The sequence below is a fragment of the Bacillus cereus group sp. Sample62 genome (genome assembly GCF_036851315.1).
Lineage (GTDB): Bacteria > Bacillota > Bacilli > Bacillales > Bacillaceae_G > Bacillus_A > Bacillus_A wiedmannii.
Genome location: NZ_JAFLPK010000001.1, coordinates 228,252 through 247,500, shown reverse-complemented (window position 1 = coordinate 247,500; position 19,249 = coordinate 228,252). Strand labels below are relative to the sequence as shown.

Here is a 19,249-nt window from a genome sequence, read left to right as displayed (position 1 = left end):
TAAATGGCTGGGCTAGCTGGATTCGAACCAGCGCATGACGGAGTCAAAGTCCGTTGCCTTACCGCTTGGCTATAGCCCATCGAAATATTTATCTTCTTTTCAAAGACAAATGTTATTGTAACATAATGTCCAATAAAAAACAACTGCCAAATAGCAGAAGTTAAAATGGCGGTCCCGACCGGGGTCGAACCGGCGATCTCCTGCGTGACAGGCAGGCATGTTAACCACTACACCACGGGACCATTTGGTTGCGGGGACAGGATTTGAACCTGCGACCTTCGGGTTATGAGCCCGACGAGCTACCGTGCTGCTCCACCCCGCGATGATATTACTTATATATTTTATATGGTGGAGGATGACGGGATCGAACCGCCGACCCCCTGCTTGTAAGGCAGGTGCTCTCCCAGCTGAGCTAATCCTCCGAAGTGGTGACCCGTACGGGATTCGAACCCGTGTTACCGCCGTGAAAGGGCGGTGTCTTAACCACTTGACCAACGGGCCAGTATGTATGGCAGAGAAGAAGGGATTCGAACCCTCGCACCGCGTTAGCGATCTACTCCCTTAGCAGGGGAGCCCCTTGAGCCACTTGGGTACTTCTCTGTATGGCTCCGCAGGTAGGACTCGAACCTACGACCGATCGGTTAACAGCCGATAGCTCTACCACTGAGCTACTGCGGAATAATAAAGACAATTTGTATCTTATAAAATTTCTTATCGTAAGTCAAGATGTTTTTTCACAACATCTTGTACAAACGTGACATGTTTATAATATACTGGATTGCGTTTTCACTGTCAAGATGTTTTCTTTATCAGGTTCAGTTTCCCTTTACACTTTCCACAGACATATCTTTTTGTATTTATTTGACGTCTTCTTACATATTGAAGCGAACAGCCCATACATTCATACGTATAAACCTTTTTTTCCTTTTCTTCATTAATTATTCGTTTACAAAAGCGTGGCGCATCAACTTCTTTTAACAATTCACGAAAATCTCTATCCCGGTGCTTATAGCCCCTTCCTGTAATATGTAAGTGATAATGACAAAGCTCATGTTTAATGATTCCAACTAACTCTTCTTTCCCATATATTTCGTAATATCGATAATTCAGTTCAATATTGTGTGTATTCAATAGATAACGCCCACCAGTTGTACGCAACCTACTATTGAACATAGCTTTATGTAAAAATGGCATTCCGAAGTATTGTAGTGATACTTCTTCCACCAGACGCTGTATCTCTTGCTTATCCACTCTCATTCCTCCTAAACTAAAAAATATTTTTACACTTTTCTCCTCCCTTATACATATATTAAATAGTACATATACCCATCCTCATTCAAGAAGCGTGGTTTCTAAAAATATAGCATGAATAGAAATCCACTCACCAACCTCTCATCAATAGTACCTTAGATTGTTGAGAGTAGGATTAAACAAGGAGGGATTCCTATGCCTACGTGGCTAAAAAAACAAATGCAACGCGCATATTTTGAAAAAAACCGGTATCAAATTAAATTACTAAATGAATGCTGGTTTTATTATAGCAAAATACATCAAAGCTCATAATCCATTACACGTTTTATCCCATAAAAAAAGAGAGCAGTTTCATCCGCTCTCTTCTCTTACTATTCTATCGGCAACATAGATAGTGCAACGCGACCTTTTTTCGTATCAATATCATCTACCCATACCTTTACGATTTGTCCGACAGATACAATATCTAACGGATGCTTCACATACTGTTTGCTTAGTTTAGAAATATGTACTAAACCATCTTGTTTTACACCTACATCAACAAAAGCACCAAAATCAACAACGTTACGAACTGTTCCTTCCAGTTCCATACCACGTTTTAAATCTTCTAATTTCAAAATCCCTTTTTTCAGAAGCGGTTTAGGCAACTCATCCCTCATGTCTCGCTCTGGACTAATGAGCGCATCTATAATATCAACTAATGTTGGCTCCCCAACTCCCGTTTCTTGCGATAATTTAGAAATCTCCACTTCTTCTAAGCTCTTTTGTAATTGCAATTGCCCTACGTCATCTTTTGATAACCCTAGACTCTTCAATAACACTTCAACATTTTTATATTGTTCTGGATGAATACCCGTTCGATCTAACGGATTTGCCCCTTCTAATATACGTAAGAAACCTATGCATTGTTCATATGTCTTCGCACCTAGACGCGGTATTTTCTTTAAGTCTGTTCGTTTTGTAAATTTCCCTTCTTCTTCACGCTTTGCCACAATATTTTTCGCAACGGTTTTCGATAAACCCGAAACATATTGCAATAACGCAACTGAGGCTGTATTTACATTCACACCGACTTGGTTAACTGCCGTCTCTACTACAAATGTTAATGATTCATTCAACCTCTTTTGAGATACATCATGTTGGTATTGTCCAACCCCAACTGATTTAGGATCAATCTTCACAAGTTCAGCAAGTGGATCTTGCAGACGTCTCCCAATAGAAACAGCACTTCTTTCTTCAACCTGTAAATTCGGAAATTCCTCACGAGCTAAATCAGAGGCCGAATATACACTCGCACCAGCTTCGTTCACAATAATATAGAAGACTTCTTGTTTCACATTTTGTAATACATCAACTATAAATTCTTCCGATTCTCTAGAAGCTGTACCATTCCCAATCGCAATCATTTCAACTTGATATTTATCTATAATAGAAAGAACTTTCGTTTTTGCATCTTCATATTTACGAACAGGTGGATGCGGATAAATAACATCAATATATAGAACCTTCCCCGTATCATCTACAACAGCTAATTTACAACCCGTTCTATATGCAGGATCTACAGCTAACACAACCTTTCCTTTCATTGGAGGTTGTAATAACAAATTACGTAAGTTCTCAGAGAAAATATGTATCGCTTGTTCCTCAGCGGTTTCTGTTAATTCTTTTCGAATCTCTCTTTCAATGGAGGATTGAATTAATCGTTTATAACCATCCTCAATTGCTAACTTTACATAATGTGCACTTTTAGAATCGTTATCACGAATTACTCTCTTATATAAGAAAGTTACTATCTCATCTACTGGTGGAACAACAGAAACTCTCAATATAGCTTCTTTCTCACCGCGATTCATCGCTAATACACGATGCGGTACTACTTTCTGCAACGGTTCTTCATGACTGTAATACATTTCATATATATTCTTTTCATCTTTCTCTTCATCTTTTACGGACGAAGACATAACACCTTTTCTAAAAGTAACATTCCGAATCCAACTACGATAAGCTGCTTCATCTGAAATGATTTCTGCAATAATGTCTTGGGCACCTTGTAATGCTTCTTCTGCAGATTGCACTTCTTTCTCTGCGTTAATAAACTCCATTGCCTTCTGATTTGGATCTTCTTTCTTATATAACAATAACCATTCAGCTAACGGCTCTAGTCCTTTTTCTTTTGCAATCGTTGCTTTCGTTCTTCTTTTCTCTTTATATGGACGATATAAATCTTCTACTTCTTGCAACTTTACAGCTTTAACAATTTGCTGACGTAACTCTCCTGTCAGTTTCCCCTTCTCATCAATAAGACGAAGAACCTCTTCTTTCCTATCTTCAAGCTGCATCATATATTGCCATCTCTCTAAAATTGTACGAATTTGCACCTCATCTAAAGAGCCTGTCCATTCTTTTCGGTAACGAGCAATAAATGGAACTGTGTTACCTTCTTCTGTTAATTGAATAACATGACGAACTTGCTTTTCGGTAAAGCCTAATTCCTTCACTAACATTTTCATTAACGCTTGTCGATTATCTACCATTTCCATATACAACCGTAACCTCCTCTATAATAAAAAAAAGTTGCCCTGTAAAGAGAGCAACTTAAACTGCCGATTTAAAAATCTATTAGTCCTAAACTAATTTGTAGCGCTTCATCTACACGAATCATCATCACTTCATCTAAGTGAGTGATTTTGTCCGTTAAGCGCTGCTTATCGATTGTTCGAATCTGCTCAAGTAAAATAACAGAATCTCTCTCAAAACCATACTTTTTCGCATCAATTTCCACATGAGTGGGTAATTTAGCTTTTTGAATCTGTGCAGTAATAGCCGCTACAATCACCGTTGGACTAAAACGATTTCCGATGTCATTTTGAATGACAAGAACCGGACGAACGCCTCCTTGCTCAGAACCAACAACTGGGGAAAGGTCTGCAAAATACACGTCGCCGCGTTTTACAATCAAAATATTACCCCCCGCTAACTAAGCGTTCTACTGTATGAGCTGCTTCATACTCTGCTAAGAAAGCTTCCGATGCAATACCAAGATTAATTTTTCCCATTTCAATGTACCCACGTCGCATTGATTCATGTTGGTAGCGTTTCTTCGTCTTATGTTGACGCAATAACAGTTGTGTTGCCTGGCAAATTAGTTCATGGCGATTCTTATTCTCTTGTTTTCCAATTCCGTCCAATTCCGTTACCATTTGCTTTGGCAACCGAACCACGATTTCAGTAGTTACACTTGATTCGGACACAAAAATACACCTCCACCGTCAACTACACACCCAAATATATATATGACACCTATTGTAATAATACCATTGTATGGGGCCTGTTGCAAAGACTTCCTTATTCCTTGCTTATGTTTTCCAATTCACAAACAAAACATTCATATTCTTTTATTTTTATCTTATTACAAACAAGAAACGAAAGAGTTTCCCAGCAAAATTCACTTTAAATTATGTTAAAAGTAATGATAAGTAAAAAGCTTCTCATCAAAAATGAGCTTATTCTTAACCAATGAACAGTCCTCTCAAATGACAAGAAGCAAATCATACTACCTTCTATATATTGTTCAAATAATTGATTACTTCTACAACCTTGCCGTGCCGTATGAATATTCTCGGCACACGGAAGCTTATCGTTGCAATAATTTCATAATTAATAGTCCCAGAATATTCAGCAACCTCAGTAGCACTAATATACTCATCACCTTGTTTTCCAATGAGTGTAACTTTCGTACCAAGCGGTACTTCACAAGGAAGGTGTATCATGAATTGATCCATTGTTACTCGACCTACAATCGGTACCCTTTTACCATTTATAAGCACTTCGAACCCTTGTAATCTTCTAAGCCATCCATCTGCATATCCAATCGCAACAGTTGCAATCCATTCCTCCGTCTTCGTTCGGTAAGTGACGTTATAACTAATCCCATCCCCTTTAATCACCTGTTTAATATGAGCAACTTTCGTATGCAGTGATAGCGCTGGTTCTAATTTAAACGGTAAAAAAGGGCGTATTTCTACAGACGGGGATAACCCATACATCGCAATGCCAATTCGTACTGCATTAAATGTAATCCCTTGAAAACGTAGCGTTGCAGCACTATTAGCTGTATGGACAAATTTAGGATCCACTCCGAACTCTTTCAACCAACTTAACTGCTGCAAAAATGTGTTATATTGCTTATCAAAGTAAGAAGTCTCCACCTCATCCGCTGTTGCAAAATGTGTATAAACTCCTTCTAATTCTAAAAATGGCGCACCTTCTAAACTCTTTAAAAATCCTTTTAATTCTTTTCGTTCGCGTATTCCAATTCTTCCCATACCACTATCGAAATTAATATGGTATTTCATTGTAGATGAACCATCCCAAAGTTTGATCGCTTCATCCACCCATTCTTTTTGAAAAACAGTTAACGCTACATCATTTTCAGCAGCTACATTGACATCACGAGGCGGGGAAGGACCTAACACTAAAATCGGCACAGTAATACCAGCCCTTCGAAGCACTAGAGCTTCATCTAAAAAAGCAACCGCTAACCTTGTCGCCCCTGCTTCTAATGCCGTTTTAGCTACCGGTACATAATCGTGTCCATATGCATTCGCTTTGACTACAGCAAAAATCTCTACATCACTTGGAATGAAATCTTTAATGTGTGTAATATTGTTATAGATCGCATCTAAATCCACTTCCACCCAAGTGTCACGGTAAAATGGTGCTTCTTCCATAAATACACTTCCTTATACACGATATGCGAAGCTTATTCTTTTATATGCTTCTTTTATGAAATCCACCCTTCAAACTAAGAAAAGACGTGGTGCACATATATCACCACGTCTAAGAAGTTTACTTCACTTGCTTCTCTGTAACTGAACGAGCAACCATTAATAGCTCCTTCGGCTCTAAACCTTTAGACACGAGCATATATTCTACTCCGTTATGCGACCACGTTAAAGAATCTTTCGTCAATGCCCCAATTGTAAAGCCAAGATCAACCAATTCTCCGCTCACACTTATCGCTGACGAAGCCTCTGCAACTTTTGCCTTTTCTTGTATCAAAGTAAAGGATTTCTTACTTCCAGTGTATGTGAGTATCGCACGCTTGCCACTGTCTGTCTTCAACTCTTTTTCATCTTTCAAAACCATACCTTGCGGCGTATCACGCGGATACAAAATAGCAAATGGTTTGTCTTCTTTCGCTGCTGTTTGAACATCTACTTGCGCCCTAGACATATTTTGTTTCGTATCAAATGCACCTTTATCAAATTTCGCATCAAATTTCACTTTTGAGAAATCTACTTTCACAAGAACATTTTGATCATTATCCATTAACTTCACCGAAACTGGTGTTAAATCACTTTTCTTCAATGTAATCTCTTGTTTCGGCAACATGTTTTGATGTTGATAGTTTGTTTTTGTTTTAAAAATATAATACTTATCTGTTTTTTCAAAAGTAAGGTTTTTCTTATCCTGTAAAATATCTCTCACAAGGGATTCATATAAGTAAGCCTGGCTACTATTTTGCGGCCAATCACTTTGGAAACGGAAACTCTTATTAAGTGCTGGCGTTAATACAAATACCCCTTCTTCATTTCTTAAAATAATTTGGCTTTGATCTTTTTTCGCATTCTGCAAATTCACACGATAAAAAGAAGGTTCCTTATGCCATATTTCTACCTTGTACTCCTGAGGCTCATTCCCTGTTTTAATAGATAATTTTGCTTCAGCTTGATAACTTTTCATCCCTTTTACTTTCGCCTCTAAATCTCTCACAACATCATCTTGTTTCTTTTCCATACAACCCGCCAACACAAAAACGGTTAATAAACCGACAAGAACTAAAAACAGACGCCTTTTCATCACTTCAGCCCCTTTGCCCCTATAAATGAATGGAAGATGTACCTTCCTTATCGCTACATCAAATATATGAGACAAAGATATAAAATATGCAGACTAGCGTGACGAGCTTTCTAAAACAACTTGAGCAACAGCAAATTCCTTACTATGACTAATTGATAAATGAACAATATGCTCTGTACTTGTAACGAGAATCGGCTTACCTCTATCATCATTCCTTACTTCAATATCTAAAAAACTTACTTCTTTTCCAATACCAGTTCCTACCGCTTTTGAATACGCCTCTTTCGCTGCAAATCTTCCAGCTACAAACTCTGTAAGGCGACTTCCCTTCAGCTCCTTAGCAACATTACGTTCACTTTCAGTTAAAATACGCTCCATAAATTTAAGTTTTCCATCTAGCATTTTTTCAATTCGATTCAATTCAATAATATCGATTCCAATCCCTACAATCATTTCAAAATCCCCTTCTTCTATTTAGCTTTCTTTTTTCATATTGTAAGAATAACAGAGAATCTTTCTGATGCAAAAGGAGTGATACTCACAACATGCTAATACCTTCTGCCCGCATTTCCTTACAACCAATCGTCATCGCTTTACTTCTCATACAATTAGTCATGATTATGTCAAGCGACTTCCTTCTTTTTCCTATGGCATCCTACAATGAATATATCGCTAAAGGAGAATGGTGGCGTCTCATAACTTCCTTACTTGTACATGTAGACTTACAACATTTCCTTTCTAATAGTATTTGTTTATTTGTGCTTGGCTCTTCTATTGAAAAACAACTAGGACACTTTTCTTTCATCATTATTTTTTTCCTTTCTGGTATTCTTGGAAATATTTCTTCTTATCTCATTATGCCTCTTGAATATATTCATGCCGGGGCATCTGGTGGTATTTTCGGATTGCTAGGTGCACAATTATTTCTATTGTATAGTCGATATCGTTCTCCCAATCCAAGAGACATCGCTATTTTTTCAATCATGATATGTATATTACTACTATTCACTTTCTTCAATCCCTCTGCTAACCCTATAAGCCATTTAACAGGATTAATCATTGGCGGTATTTGCACCCCTTTATTAACAAAAAAATCCGATGGTGCAGAGCTTATTTAATATAAAAGCTCGCACCATCGACAATTTCTACATCTGTTTGTTTACTTAAATCTCTCATTAATTGAAATAAAGACTCATCCTTCTTCTTCGCCTCAATCATACAATCAATTTGCGAAACACTTCCCTTTATCTTTTTTAAAAAAGATAAAAAAGTATCTACATTAATAAAGTCCGCATGTGCTCTCGGGTCTTTTCCCTCTCTAGGACTAGAAATGTGCATTTTCACTGGTAACAAAGACGATTCCCACGTATGTACAACACGCGCCCAATCTTCATGCCAATCTTCTCGATCATTATTCATCATATGGTGATGCAAATCAAACACGACTGGAACATCTAATTTTTCACCTAAATACAATGTTTCTTCTAAAGAAAAAGTCGTATCATCATTTTCTAATATGATCATCTCTTGGATACTTCTTGGAACACTTGACCAATTTTCTATAAATCGTTCTAATGCGAGTTCCTTATCGTTATAACCTCCACCCACATGTAATACGCATCGTTGCTTATGTGCAATTCCCATACCTTTTAATAATTTTTTATGCATCTGCAATGTCTTTACAGATTGTTTAAAAATATTCTTCTCAGGTGAATTCAGCACAACAAAATGATCTGGATGAAAATCAATACGCATATTCATTCGAATAGCGTAATCACCTAGCACTTTTAAATTTTCTTTCAAGGGGCGAATATAGTTCCACTCTAACAACTCCTCATGATTCGCCAAAGGAACAAGTTTGGAACTAAGCCGAAAGAAAGATATATCATGCCCTTTATTATGCTTTAATAACCGTAAACAATTTTCTAAATTCGAATTAGCAATTCTTTCGAGTTTACGAATTGCAGCCTCCCGATCATCAATTCGTTGAAACTGCGCATATGTCATCGTTTGAGATGGAGATGCATTCTTTAAATGTACACTCATCGCAACATACCCAAGTCTTACAAGCATGTAACACCTCTTTTCTACACAAGTTATTATGTAGTATGTACAATTACAGAAATAAAAAAAGAGAATGCCAACAAAGGGCATTCTCTTTTTTTATTAAGCTTGTGGACGGCTATGATGTTTTCTTTCGCCACGTCCATTTGAAGATCCAGGGCGACCTTGACCTTCACCTTTACGACCACGGCTACCACCATCACGATTGCGATCACGGTTACGGCCATCGCCACCACGGCTACCACCATCACGATTGCGATCACGGTTACGACCATCGCCACCGCCGCGTCCGTCACGACTACGATTACGGTTACCATCACGGTATCCGCCTCCGTTACCGCCGCGTTTTTTAGAACCGCCACCTCTTGAAACAACTGGTGGTTCTGACGTTAAAGCGATTGGAGTTGTATCTGGCTCTTTTGTCATCATTTTTAAAGCAGCAGCTACTACTGTTACAGAATCATTCTCTTCTAACATTTCTTCTGCAATACGCTTGTAGTATGATAAATTATCATTTTCAATTGTGCTTTGAAGTTTTTCAGCGATTAAACGTTGTTGACCTTCTAATGCCTCGTCAAGTGTCGGTGCTTCCATACGATCAACTTTACGTTTTGTAGTGCGCTCGATATTTTTTAATTGTCCTGATTCACGTGGTGTTACAAATAACATTGCAATACCTTTTTTACCTGCACGGCCAGTACGACCGATACGGTGAACGTATGATTCTGGATCTTGTGGGATATCGAAGTTATATACATGTGTTACGCCTGAAATATCAAGACCACGTGCAGCAACGTCTGTTGCAACAAGAACTTCAATAGCACCTTCTTTAAATTTACGTAATACAGACATACGCTTCGCTTGTGTTAAGTCACCGTGAATACCTTCTGCTGCATAACCACGTAAGTTTAATGCTTCTGATAATTCATCAACACGACGCTTTGTACGACCGAATACGATTGCAAGCTCTGGAGATTGAATATCTAATAAGCGTGTTAACACGTCAAACTTTTTCTTTTCTTGCACTTCTAAATAGAACTGCTGAATGTTTGGCATTGTTACTTCTTTTGCTTTTACTTTAATGTGTTGAGGCTCAGTCATGAAACGCTCAGCAATACGACGGATTGGATCTGGCATTGTCGCTGAGAATAATAATGTTTGATGTGTATCTGGCACATCTGTTAAAATCGCTTCAATATCTTCAATGAAGCCCATGTTTAACATTTCATCCGCTTCGTCAAGAACAACTGTCTCTACGTTTTGTAAGCGAAGTGTTTTACGGTTAATATGATCTAAAATACGACCCGGCGTACCAACAATAATGTGTGGGTGTTTTTTTAGAGCACGAATTTGGCGGTTAATATCTTGACCACCATAGATTGGTAAAATACGAACGCGTTTATGTTTACCAATTTTGTACAGCTCTTCTCCAACTTGAATTGCTAATTCACGCGTTGGCGCGATAACAATACCTTGAACTGCTTCTTTATTTGTATCCACTTTATCTAATAGTGGTAATCCGAATGCTGCTGTTTTCCCTGTACCTGTTTGCGCTTGCCCAATAATATCCTTACCTTGCAATGCATGTGGAATTGTTTCAGCTTGAATCGGCGTAGCCTCTTCAAAGCCCATACTTTCAACAGATTGTAGTAAAGACTCACTTAATCCTAATTCTCGAAATGTTGTCAATGTTACTTCTCCTTTTCTATCCTATACTTATCATTTAAAAAAAGGCGTTTTCCGAATTTGCGGAAAAGCCCTTTTCCTGAATGCTCACGTATATAAACGGGCGTATATTCTTCGCGAAAATACTTCTAAACGTTATTACACTTTATCAATTATAAGTTTTGTATGTGCAAAAAGCAAACCCAACTGTTACCTTATTTTCATATTCAGAGTTTTTTTCTTCACTTTTATTTTTTTATATTTACTGTAAGCGCTTATTATAAGTTTCTTCTATTTTCGCATCTATCATCCCTATTTATATACACCAATTATTTCAACATCGTAATTACTTCTTCCAATTTCATGCCACGAGATGCTTTTATTAATACAACATCTTTCACATCAACTACTGCTTGTAACTCTTTTACTAGCTCTTCTTTATTATCATACGCTTTTACACGCTCAATAGGGAAATTAATTTTCGCTCCTTCAGCAATTTGAGCCCCTAATTTACCATACGTGAACACATATGCAATTTTTGCTGGATCGATTAATTTACCGACTTCATAATGAAACTGTACTTCTTGATTTCCAAGCTCTAACATATCACCGAGTACAACGATCTTCTTAGCAAATCCATCTAAACCGTTCATTAAGTGGAATGCTGCTTCCATAGCTGTCGGACTTGCATTATAAGCATCATTAATAATTGTTAATCCACTATCCGTTTTTACAATTTCCATACGCATGCCCGTCATTTGAAGTGTTACTAAACCTTGTTTCATTTCTTCCCATGTTACACCAAAATGTTTCGCAATTGCCATTGAAGCAAGCGTATTATACACATTATGTTTCCCCAATACTGGTAAGTAGAATGAAATATTTTCATCTCTATTCATTTTAAAATGTGTCCCAGTCGCCTGTAATGCTACAGTAGTTGGATAATAATCATTTGCTCTAGCATCACCAAATGTAACTGTTTCAGCTATTAAATTCATTTCAGGAACACGATTTGTTAATAATGGCTCATCTCCGTTATATACGAATACTCCACCTTCTTGTAATCCTGTCACAATTTCTAATTTCGCTTCAGCAATTGCTTCACGAGAGCCTAAATCCATTAAATGTGCCTCACCGATGTTCGTAATGATAGCTGCATTTGGACGTGCTAACTTAGATAAGAATTCAATTTCTCCTCGGCTCGACATACCCATCTCTAATACAGCTACTTCTGTATTTTCTTCTAAGTTTAAAATAGTAAGAGGTAACCCAATATGGTTATTGAAGTTTCCTTCTGTTTTTTGAACTTTGAATTTAGTCGAAAGAAGACTTGTTACAATATCTTTTGTAGATGTTTTACCATTACTCCCTGTCACACCAATAACTTTCACATCCAATTGATCGCGATAGTTTTTCGCTAACATTTGTAATGCCGATAGCGTGTCTTCTACAAAAATAACGGGAAGATTCTCAGGTGGATTTGCTACATCTTTCATCCATAATGTCGCCACAGCTCCATTTTCAACGGCTTTATCTACAAAAGCGTGTCCATCGAAACGTTCACCTTGAATCGGAACATATAGGTTGCCTTTTTCGATTTTTCTCGTATCAATAGACACTCCTTGTATAGTAATTCCCTCATATTGCTCTGCTAATCCCGTACCATTTACCATCTGTTCTACTTGTTTTAACGTTCGATTTATCATGAGAACACTCCTTACATAGAGGAAGCACTATTCCTGCGAATAGTGCTTCCTCCTTTTTTGTTAGATTGTATATTTAATTTTTTGTTTTTCTTCGTGACGCTCAATCGCTAAACGAATTAGCTCTTCAATTAATTCCGGATACGGTAATCCAGTATGTTGCCATAGTAGAGGGAACATACTAAACGGCGTAAACCCTGGCATCGTATTCACTTCGTTAATATATACTTCTCCATCTTTCGTTAAGAAGAAATCAGCTCTTGTTAAGCCAGCACTATCTAACGATTGGAATGCAATAATCGCATCTCGCTTAATGACATTAGACTCTTCTTCTGTCATTTCAGCTGGAATAATTAACGCTGTATCACCATCGATATATTTCGACTTATAATCATAGAAGTCCTTTTTCGGTACGATTTCACCTACAACTGAACATTTCGGTTCATCATTACCTAGTACACCAACTTCTACTTCACGTCCAACGATATTTTCTTCTACAATAATTTTACGGTCAAATTGGAATGCCTCTTCAAATGCATTCTCAAGCTCTTCACGATTTTTACACTTATTAATACCAACACTTGAACCAAGGTTTGCTGGTTTTACGAAGCAAGGATATCCTAAAACTTCTTCTACTTTTTCATATGCTGTTTCACAATCTTTTTCCCATGCACTACGAATAAACGATGCATACTTCGCTTGTTTCAATCCAGCTTCTGCGAAGATGTTTTTCATAACAACTTTATCCATACCAGCAGCAGATGCTAGAACACCATTTCCTACATAAGGAATGTTCATTAATTCTAATAATCCTTGAACCGTTCCATCTTCACCATTTGGTCCATGTAATAATGGGAAAATAACGTCGATAGCATTTTCCTCAGAAGCTGCAGATGGAATGATTTCTGTGCTTAATGATAACGGAGAAATCGCATTTTCTGCGTCGCTCATTTTTAGAACTTCAACATCTGTTACTTCACCTTCAATACGCTCACCGCGCACCCATTGACCTTGTTCTGTAATATAAATTGGATGAATCTCGAATTTATCTTGATTTAATGCTTTAATAGCAGCAAGAGCCGTTTGTAGCGAAACTTGATGCTCAGCTGATTTTCCACCATATAATAAACCTAATTTAATTTTTGTCACTGAAATCACCCTAACCAATTGTTTTCATTTTTCTATTTTAGCACTTTTTATAAAAATAGGTAGTTCCTATTTGAAATAAAATGTAACTTCCACAAATAATTAAATGACACCACTTATTGGTTTTCTATACTTTTTCTACTTAACTTTCTTCATAAATATACAAAATTAAATTCTAAAATACAGTGAAACTTTAATTAACGAGGGGCCATCCCCACTAATTATCAGCCCGCACCAATCGGGCAGTTGTCTCCCGCCGAATTTTGAGGTGGAAGTCTTACTGCCCACAAATAGCGGGATAAAATTGCAATCCAATCTAGTTATGTACCTAAAATATGTAGAAATCCCCTTTTTGTGTATGTCATCTACTCATTAAGAAGATTGTTTGGTCAGTGTGCCTTTTTGCCTTTGCTCAACGAGACGATCTAAAGAAACATATACAATACCTGCAACTACACATCCTACAGCTAAAATTGTAAATAGAAAGTGGCCAAGTAATCGATCCAATAAAAAACCGCCAAGAAGTGGACCGAATGCGCCTCCTGTAATCCACTGCAAACTGGCAGCTCCCATATAAGTCCCTCTCAAGTGCTCAGGGGCCAAATTCGCTACAAACGTCATCTGTACAGGCGACATAATCATCTCACCTAACGTATATATGGCATAAACGAACAGCAACGTTATTAAAATAATCGTAGCATTTGCATCAAATTCTCCAAACCACTTCGGTAACCATCCTATAAAGAACAAACCAACTCCGAACAAACATGCACCATATAACATCGTCTTTCCGACAGGTTTATCTGTGGCCCATTTTGAAATTTGAAATTGGAACAACACAACTAATAGTCCATTTAAAGCCATTAAATATGGATATGGATTGTTAGTTCCAAAAATGCCTTTCATTTCATTATCAAAGTGCAGCGGCAACATGCCTTCTGTTTGAGAAAATCCCATCGAAATAATGATACCTGCTAACAAATAAATCATTAGTGCCTTATCTCTCATTACAATTTTCCAAACCGCCCCTGATTCCTTTTCTTTATTTTCTTCTTTATTCGCGCTCTTTGGCATTGTCTCTTGAATAAGGATGAATACTAGTAATGCATAAAATAACATCGTAGACGAGGCAATAATAAACACAAGGTTCTTCGACAACATAACTACTGAAGCACCCATTATCGGGCCAATTGCAGCACCTATATTGTGCCCCATCCGCAATAAACCATATGCCTCGGTTCTTTTTTCAGGTGCTGTTACATCCGCAACCATTGCTGATGCAGCGGGATGGAATAATGAATTACTGAGCCCTAAAAAAATAGATAAAATAGCATAAGGAATAAATCCTTCTATAAATAAAAAACCTAGCATGAACAAAGCATTACTCACCATTGAAAAAATCATTATTGGCTTTCTTCCATATATATCAGCAATCCTCCCACCAAGAAGAGAACCGAAACTTGCGGCAATCGGAGAAAGTGCCATAATAACCCCTACTTCCAATAACGAATCCACCTTATCTTTTAAATATAGTGCAAAAAAAGGCATCAACATCATCATTGCAATTCCATTTAACGTTTCGCCAATAAACCGAATCCATATGTTTCGGTCCATCTCCCTTAACTCACGCCACGTATTTTTCATACATTCCCCCCCTCAGTTCCCCAACAATTATATTATATACACAATCAGAAAAATGTAAATTTTCAGAACAAAAAATCCATCCTAACGGAATTAGAATGGATTTTTCAACTTATAAATTTGCTGCATCTTCTTCGTCTTTACTATTATTTAAAGCACTATGTTTTCGGCTATATAAGAAGTAAACCGCAATACCGATAACCATCCATACCCCAAAACTAATCCAAGCAGTTCCGGATAACTGAAGCATTAAATATAAACAAAAAATCACCGTTAATGCTGGTAAAAATGGTACAAGCGGTGCCTTAAACGCTCTTGGTAAATCAGGATGAGTTCTTCTCATTACAATAACAGCGACAGCTACAAGTGCAAAGGCTGATAAAGTCCCCATATTTACAAGATGCGCTAACACATTTAAATCTATTAATCCTGAAATAAGTGCTGCAATAATTCCTGTTGTCCATGTATTTAAAAATGGTGTTTTAAATTTTGGATGGACTTTAGCAAGGCGCTTCGGCAATAATCCATCTCTACTCATTGCATACGAAACACGTACTTGCCCATACATCATAACTAACATTACTGTTGTGATTCCTGTAATTGCTCCTACTGAAATTACTCCCGCTAAACTATCTTGTCCAATAAATTGAAGTGCAAAAGCAACTGGATCTGATATATTTAACTGTCCGTATGGAACAATTCCTGTCAAAATAAGTGAAACAACAATATAAAGAACTGTACAAATTAATAAAGATGCAATAATGCCAATTGGTAAATCACGTTGTGGACGTTTCACTTCTTCTGCTGCCGTTGAAACTGCATCAAACCCTATGAATGCAAAGAACACTGTAGCAGCTCCAGCCATTACACCATCTAAGCCAAACGGCATAAAAGGTGTCCAATTTTCAGGTTTTACATAATTAAAACCAGCAAAGATAAATATGAGAACAACCGCTAATTTAATAAACACCATAATGTTATTTATTCGTGCACTTTCACGAACACCTCTAGATAAAAGAACTGTCATCACTAAAATAATTAGAACCGCAGGCAAATCAATTATTCCACCCTTTCCTGTACCAGGGGCCGAGGAGAGAATGGTAGGAATATGGATCCCAAATCCCTTTAATAAAGATTGAAAATAAGCGGACCAACCGTTTGCTACAGCAGATGTAGCGAGTAAATACTCAAGCATTAAGTCCCATCCAATTAAAAATGCGAATACCTCTCCCATCGTCGCATATGTGTACGTATACACACTGCCTGAGACAGGAACTGAAGAAGCGAATTCAGCATAACAAAATGCAGCAAAGGCACAGGCTAAAGCGGCTATCGCAAATGATAATATAATAGCTGGTCCAGAATGTTTTGCTGCTACCACGCCCGTTAGAACAAAAATACCTGTTCCAACAATTGCCCCGATTCCAAGCATAGTTAAATCCAATGCACCCAATGTTCTTGCTAACGTCTTTTGCTTACTCTCTTGCATTAGCTTTGCAATAGGCTTCTTTTGAAAAATTTGCTTCATAGCATGCTCCTCCAAGTTTTAAATTTTCTGAAAATTTTTAATTCGCTTTTTTATTTTACTCATTGCACTTTCCCCAGTCAATACTTTTGTCGAAATAAGTAGAAATCTTTCGGAACATACAATATCCTTATCGTTGTTTCTATATATCTTTCCGTAATTTTTTTTGGTATTATTATACATGTCGATTCCACAAAAGAGGCATGCTCACTTATTGAGCATGCCTCTTTTTACCTATTTCACAGTATGTGAACCTTCTTCAATCCAGCTATACATATATTTTTCATCTTCTGTTTCATGTGCTTGCTTTACAATACGAAGCGGACGGAACGTGTCTATCATAACAGCTAGTTCAAGTGTTTCTTTCTTCCCTATACTTCCCTCTGTTTTCCCAGGATGCGGCCCATGAGGAATTCCGCTCGGATGAAGTGTAATAGAACCTTCTTCCACACCTTTCCGGCTCATAAAGTTTCCTTCTACATAGTACAGTACTTCATCACTATTCACGTTACTATGATAATATGGTGCCGGAATAGATTCTGGATGATAGTCGTATAAACGTGGTACGAAAGAACAAATAACGAAATTGTGACCTTCGAACGTTTGATGTACTGGAGGTGGCTGATGAATACGACCTGTGATTGGTTCAAAGTCCTCTACATTAAAGACCCACGGATATAAATAGCCATCCCAACCAACAACATCTAACGGATGGTGCCCTAAAACATGTTTATGCATATACCCTCGCGACTTTGTCATTACGACAAACTCACCTTTTTCATCATACGTCTCTAATTTTTCAGGACCACGAATATCTCTCTCACAAAACGGACTATGCTCTAACAATTGTCCATATTCATTCCGATAGCGACGCGGCGTTGTGATTTGACTATTTGCCTCTACAACGAGAAACTTAGTCTCTCCTTCATCTGGAATAACACGATAAATCGTTCCAATTGGGATTGTTACATAATCACCTTTTCGATAGTGAATCGTTCCAAACATCGTTTCAATTTTCCCTGTTCCGTAATGAACAAATAACATTTCATCACCATCACCGTTACGGTAGAAATAGTCCATTTTTTCTGTTGGAGCCACTACTCCAATTAATAAATCCTCATTCCCAAGCATAAAATTCCTTCCGCTTACTGCATCGCCAGTTTTTTTATTTTCTTTTGTGCGAAAATGACGATGAGCAAGAGCTACATCTTCTTCATACTGCAACTGACAAGAATGAGATAATGCCGCATGACCTACTTCCGTTGGCATATAATGATGGTACAAAATAGATTGCGTACCAGAAAAACCTTTTGTTCCCATTACCTGTTCGCGATAAAGCGACCCATCTTTTTTACGGAATTGTACATGTCGTTTATGAGGTAGCTCCCCCATGTGACGATAAAACATGCCCATCACCTGCTTCCATTTCTTTTTTGACCGTATTACGTAACGTACCTAAACCAGTAATCGTAAGTTCTACAACATCCCCATCTTGCAGCCACTCTTCCGTACCCAGTTCTAAAACACAACCTGTTCCTACTGTCCCAGAACCAATCACATCGCCTGGATATAACGTAACGTCTTCCGAAGCACGTTCAATCATTTCAGCAAATGTATAGTAAATATCTTGGAAGTTCCCCTTTGATAATAGCTTTCCATTTACATGAGCAGTCATCTCTAACTCATAACGGTCACCGTTACGATAAACATCCAATTCCTCTTTCGTAACAAGGTGCGCTCCTAATGAAGTTGCAAAATCTTTTCCTTTTGCTGGACCAAGTCCTACCTTCATTTCTGTTGCTTGTAAATCCCTTGCACTCCAGTCGTTCATAATGCAATAACCAAAAATGTATTCCTCTGCTTGCTCACGAGAAATATTTCTTCCTTCTTTCCCAATTACGCAAGCGATCTCTAACTCATAATCAAGCTTTTTAGATTTCTTCGGACCAATTACAAAATCATCCGGACCAATTACAGCACGATGGTTCGTAAAATAAAAAACCGGAATATCGTACCATTCAGGTACAACATCTAGCCCTCTCCGGCCGCGGGCCGTTTTTACATGCTGTTCAAACGCGTAAAAATCCCGAATACTACTCGGATTAGGAATTGCCGCCGCTAATTGCACTTCCTCTAAGGAATATATACCCTTTTCTGGATTCTCTATATTACGCAATACTTCTACATACTCATCCGCTTTCTCTAAAAAGGCGAACATAGAAGAAGGTAATTTTCCATCACTAGCAAGATTCATATCAATTACTTTGTCACCTTCAAGCCATCCAGCTCGCATTTCTTTCGAAGGAAGACGAAATGTAACAAATTTCATCATGATTCCTCCCTATAAAAATGAAATTTCCACCAGCAAAGAGATTTCTGCTGGTGGATACAA

The 19,249-nt window shown here is 37.7% G+C and carries 17 protein-coding genes and 7 tRNA genes; 2 read left to right on the top strand and 22 right to left on the bottom strand.

What is annotated here, in order from left to right; genetic code table 11:
• Nucleotides 1-4 precede the first annotated feature (4 nt).
• The 8 genes from J0835_RS01415 to J0835_RS01380 form a co-directional block, all read right to left on the bottom strand.
• Nucleotides 5-79, bottom strand: a tRNA-Gln gene (locus tag J0835_RS01415).
• 87 nt (nt 80-166) lie between these two features.
• Nucleotides 167-242, bottom strand: a tRNA-Asp gene (locus J0835_RS01410).
• 3 nt (nt 243-245) lie between these two features.
• Nucleotides 246-322 (bottom strand) — tRNA-Met (locus J0835_RS01405).
• A 24-nt stretch (nt 323-346) separates the two neighbouring features.
• Nucleotides 347-422, bottom strand: a tRNA-Val gene (locus J0835_RS01400).
• 4 nt (nt 423-426) lie between these two features.
• A tRNA-Glu gene (locus J0835_RS01395) sits at nt 427-501 on the bottom strand.
• A gap of 8 nt (nt 502-509) precedes the next feature.
• Nucleotides 510-600, bottom strand: a tRNA-Ser gene (locus J0835_RS01390).
• Between the two features lie 3 nt (nt 601-603).
• Nucleotides 604-678 (bottom strand) — tRNA-Asn (locus tag J0835_RS01385).
• Between the two features lie 114 nt (nt 679-792).
• The gene (locus tag J0835_RS01380; protein WP_087979190.1) at nt 793-1,251 is read right to left on the bottom strand and encodes a SprT family protein; all 459 of its coding nucleotides are present in this window, start codon (nt 1,249-1,251) and stop codon (nt 793-795) included.
• Nucleotides 1,252-1,446: 195 nt separating this feature from the next.
• On the opposite strand from J0835_RS01380, the gene cmpA reads away from it, so the two are divergent.
• Nucleotides 1,447-1,563, top strand: a complete 117-nt coding sequence (gene cmpA / locus J0835_RS01375; protein WP_001143642.1) for a cortex morphogenetic protein CmpA — start codon at nt 1,447-1,449, stop codon at nt 1,561-1,563.
• A 59-nt stretch (nt 1,564-1,622) separates the two neighbouring features.
• Here cmpA and J0835_RS01370 read toward each other — a convergent pair whose 3' ends face one another.
• The 6 genes from J0835_RS01370 to acpS form a co-directional block, all read right to left on the bottom strand.
• A complete protein-coding gene (locus tag J0835_RS01370; RefSeq protein ID WP_140386641.1) occupies nt 1,623-3,791 on the bottom strand; it encodes a Tex family protein in 2,169 nt (722 codons plus the stop codon).
• A 68-nt stretch (nt 3,792-3,859) separates the two neighbouring features.
• On the bottom strand, nt 3,860-4,210 hold the full coding sequence (ndoA, locus tag J0835_RS01365) for a type II toxin-antitoxin system endoribonuclease NdoA (RefSeq protein WP_000635963.1): 351 nt from the start codon (nt 4,208-4,210) through the stop codon (nt 3,860-3,862).
• A gap of 4 nt (nt 4,211-4,214) precedes the next feature.
• Nucleotides 4,215-4,502 (bottom strand): antitoxin EndoAI, encoded by a 288-nt coding sequence (locus J0835_RS01360; protein ID WP_000004570.1) that lies wholly within the window; start codon nt 4,500-4,502, stop codon nt 4,215-4,217.
• A gap of 309 nt (nt 4,503-4,811) precedes the next feature.
• The gene (alr, locus tag J0835_RS01355) at nt 4,812-5,981 is read right to left on the bottom strand and encodes an alanine racemase (RefSeq protein WP_000390587.1); all 1,170 of its coding nucleotides are present in this window, start codon (nt 5,979-5,981) and stop codon (nt 4,812-4,814) included.
• A 118-nt stretch (nt 5,982-6,099) separates the two neighbouring features.
• Complete coding sequence (locus J0835_RS01350; RefSeq protein WP_140386643.1) at nt 6,100-7,050, bottom strand: LolA family protein; 951 nt, start codon at nt 7,048-7,050, stop codon at nt 6,100-6,102.
• A gap of 156 nt (nt 7,051-7,206) precedes the next feature.
• Nucleotides 7,207-7,566: a holo-ACP synthase gene (gene acpS / locus J0835_RS01345; protein WP_000635044.1), complete on the bottom strand. Its 360-nt coding sequence runs from the start codon at nt 7,564-7,566 to the stop codon at nt 7,207-7,209.
• A 92-nt stretch (nt 7,567-7,658) separates the two neighbouring features.
• Here acpS and J0835_RS01340 point away from each other — a divergent pair, with 92 nt between their 5' ends.
• Nucleotides 7,659-8,231, top strand: coding sequence for a rhomboid family intramembrane serine protease (locus J0835_RS01340; protein ID WP_087979187.1), 573 nt, complete (start codon nt 7,659-7,661; stop codon nt 8,229-8,231).
• On the opposite strand, the gene uvsE is transcribed toward J0835_RS01340, so the two are convergent.
• The 8 genes from uvsE to J0835_RS01300 all read right to left on the bottom strand — a co-directional run bounded on the left by uvsE (nt 8,224) and on the right by J0835_RS01300 (nt 19,186).
• Entirely contained in the window at nt 8,224-9,186 is a 963-nt protein-coding gene (uvsE, locus tag J0835_RS01335; RefSeq protein WP_087979186.1) for a UV DNA damage repair endonuclease UvsE, read from the bottom strand. The two genes, J0835_RS01340 and uvsE, sit on opposite strands and share 8 nt — an antisense overlap.
• 93 nt (nt 9,187-9,279) lie before the next feature.
• A complete protein-coding gene (locus J0835_RS01330) occupies nt 9,280-10,866 on the bottom strand; it encodes a DEAD/DEAH box helicase (RefSeq protein ID WP_000206596.1) in 1,587 nt (528 codons plus the stop codon).
• 305 nt (nt 10,867-11,171) lie between these two features.
• Complete coding sequence (gene murF / locus J0835_RS01325) at nt 11,172-12,548, bottom strand: UDP-N-acetylmuramoyl-tripeptide--D-alanyl-D-alanine ligase (RefSeq protein ID WP_087979185.1); 1,377 nt, start codon at nt 12,546-12,548, stop codon at nt 11,172-11,174.
• A 60-nt stretch (nt 12,549-12,608) separates the two neighbouring features.
• Nucleotides 12,609-13,694, bottom strand: coding sequence for a D-alanine--D-alanine ligase (locus J0835_RS01320; RefSeq protein ID WP_087979184.1), 1,086 nt, complete (start codon nt 13,692-13,694; stop codon nt 12,609-12,611).
• Between the two features lie 369 nt (nt 13,695-14,063).
• Nucleotides 14,064-15,335: an MDR family MFS transporter gene (locus J0835_RS01315; RefSeq protein ID WP_046956658.1), complete on the bottom strand. Its 1,272-nt coding sequence runs from the start codon at nt 15,333-15,335 to the stop codon at nt 14,064-14,066.
• A 109-nt stretch (nt 15,336-15,444) separates the two neighbouring features.
• Nucleotides 15,445-16,860 (bottom strand): amino acid permease, encoded by a 1,416-nt coding sequence (locus J0835_RS01310; RefSeq protein WP_000809356.1) that lies wholly within the window; start codon nt 16,858-16,860, stop codon nt 15,445-15,447.
• 231 nt (nt 16,861-17,091) lie between these two features.
• Nucleotides 17,092-18,264, bottom strand: coding sequence for a homogentisate 1,2-dioxygenase (locus tag J0835_RS01305; RefSeq protein WP_000499910.1), 1,173 nt, complete (start codon nt 18,262-18,264; stop codon nt 17,092-17,094).
• Nucleotides 18,230-19,186 carry a fumarylacetoacetate hydrolase family protein gene (locus J0835_RS01300; RefSeq protein WP_087979183.1) on the bottom strand — a complete coding sequence of 319 codons (957 nt, stop codon included), beginning with the start codon at nt 19,184-19,186 and terminating at the stop codon, nt 18,230-18,232. The genes J0835_RS01305 and J0835_RS01300 overlap by 35 nt, the downstream gene beginning before the upstream one ends.
• Nucleotides 19,187-19,249 lie beyond the last annotated feature (63 nt).

What these genes read in the sequence shown, in the direction of transcription:
- cmpA (WP_001143642.1), top strand. Translation starts at nt 1,447, where the DNA reads ATGCCTACGTGGCTAAAAAAACAAATGCAACGCGCATATTTTGAAAAA.
- J0835_RS01370 (WP_140386641.1), bottom strand. Translation starts at nt 3,791, where the DNA reads ATGGAAATGGTAGATAATCGACAAGCGTTAATGAAAATGTTAGTGAAG.
- alr (WP_000390587.1), bottom strand. Translation starts at nt 5,981, where the DNA reads ATGGAAGAAGCACCATTTTACCGTGACACTTGGGTGGAAGTGGATTTA.
- J0835_RS01350 (WP_140386643.1), bottom strand. Translation starts at nt 7,050, where the DNA reads ATGGAAAAGAAACAAGATGATGTTGTGAGAGATTTAGAGGCGAAAGTA.
- acpS (WP_000635044.1), bottom strand. Translation starts at nt 7,566, where the DNA reads ATGATTGTAGGGATTGGAATCGATATTATTGAATTGAATCGAATTGAA.
- J0835_RS01340 (WP_087979187.1), top strand. Translation starts at nt 7,659, where the DNA reads ATGCTAATACCTTCTGCCCGCATTTCCTTACAACCAATCGTCATCGCT.
- uvsE (WP_087979186.1), bottom strand. Translation starts at nt 9,186, where the DNA reads ATGCTTGTAAGACTTGGGTATGTTGCGATGAGTGTACATTTAAAGAAT.
- murF (WP_087979185.1), bottom strand. Translation starts at nt 12,548, where the DNA reads ATGATAAATCGAACGTTAAAACAAGTAGAACAGATGGTAAATGGTACG.
- J0835_RS01315 (WP_046956658.1), bottom strand. Translation starts at nt 15,335, where the DNA reads ATGAAAAATACGTGGCGTGAGTTAAGGGAGATGGACCGAAACATATGG.
- J0835_RS01310 (WP_000809356.1), bottom strand. Translation starts at nt 16,860, where the DNA reads ATGAAGCAAATTTTTCAAAAGAAGCCTATTGCAAAGCTAATGCAAGAG.
- J0835_RS01305 (WP_000499910.1), bottom strand. Translation starts at nt 18,264, where the DNA reads ATGTTTTATCGTCACATGGGGGAGCTACCTCATAAACGACATGTACAA.
- J0835_RS01300 (WP_087979183.1), bottom strand. Translation starts at nt 19,186, where the DNA reads ATGAAATTTGTTACATTTCGTCTTCCTTCGAAAGAAATGCGAGCTGGA.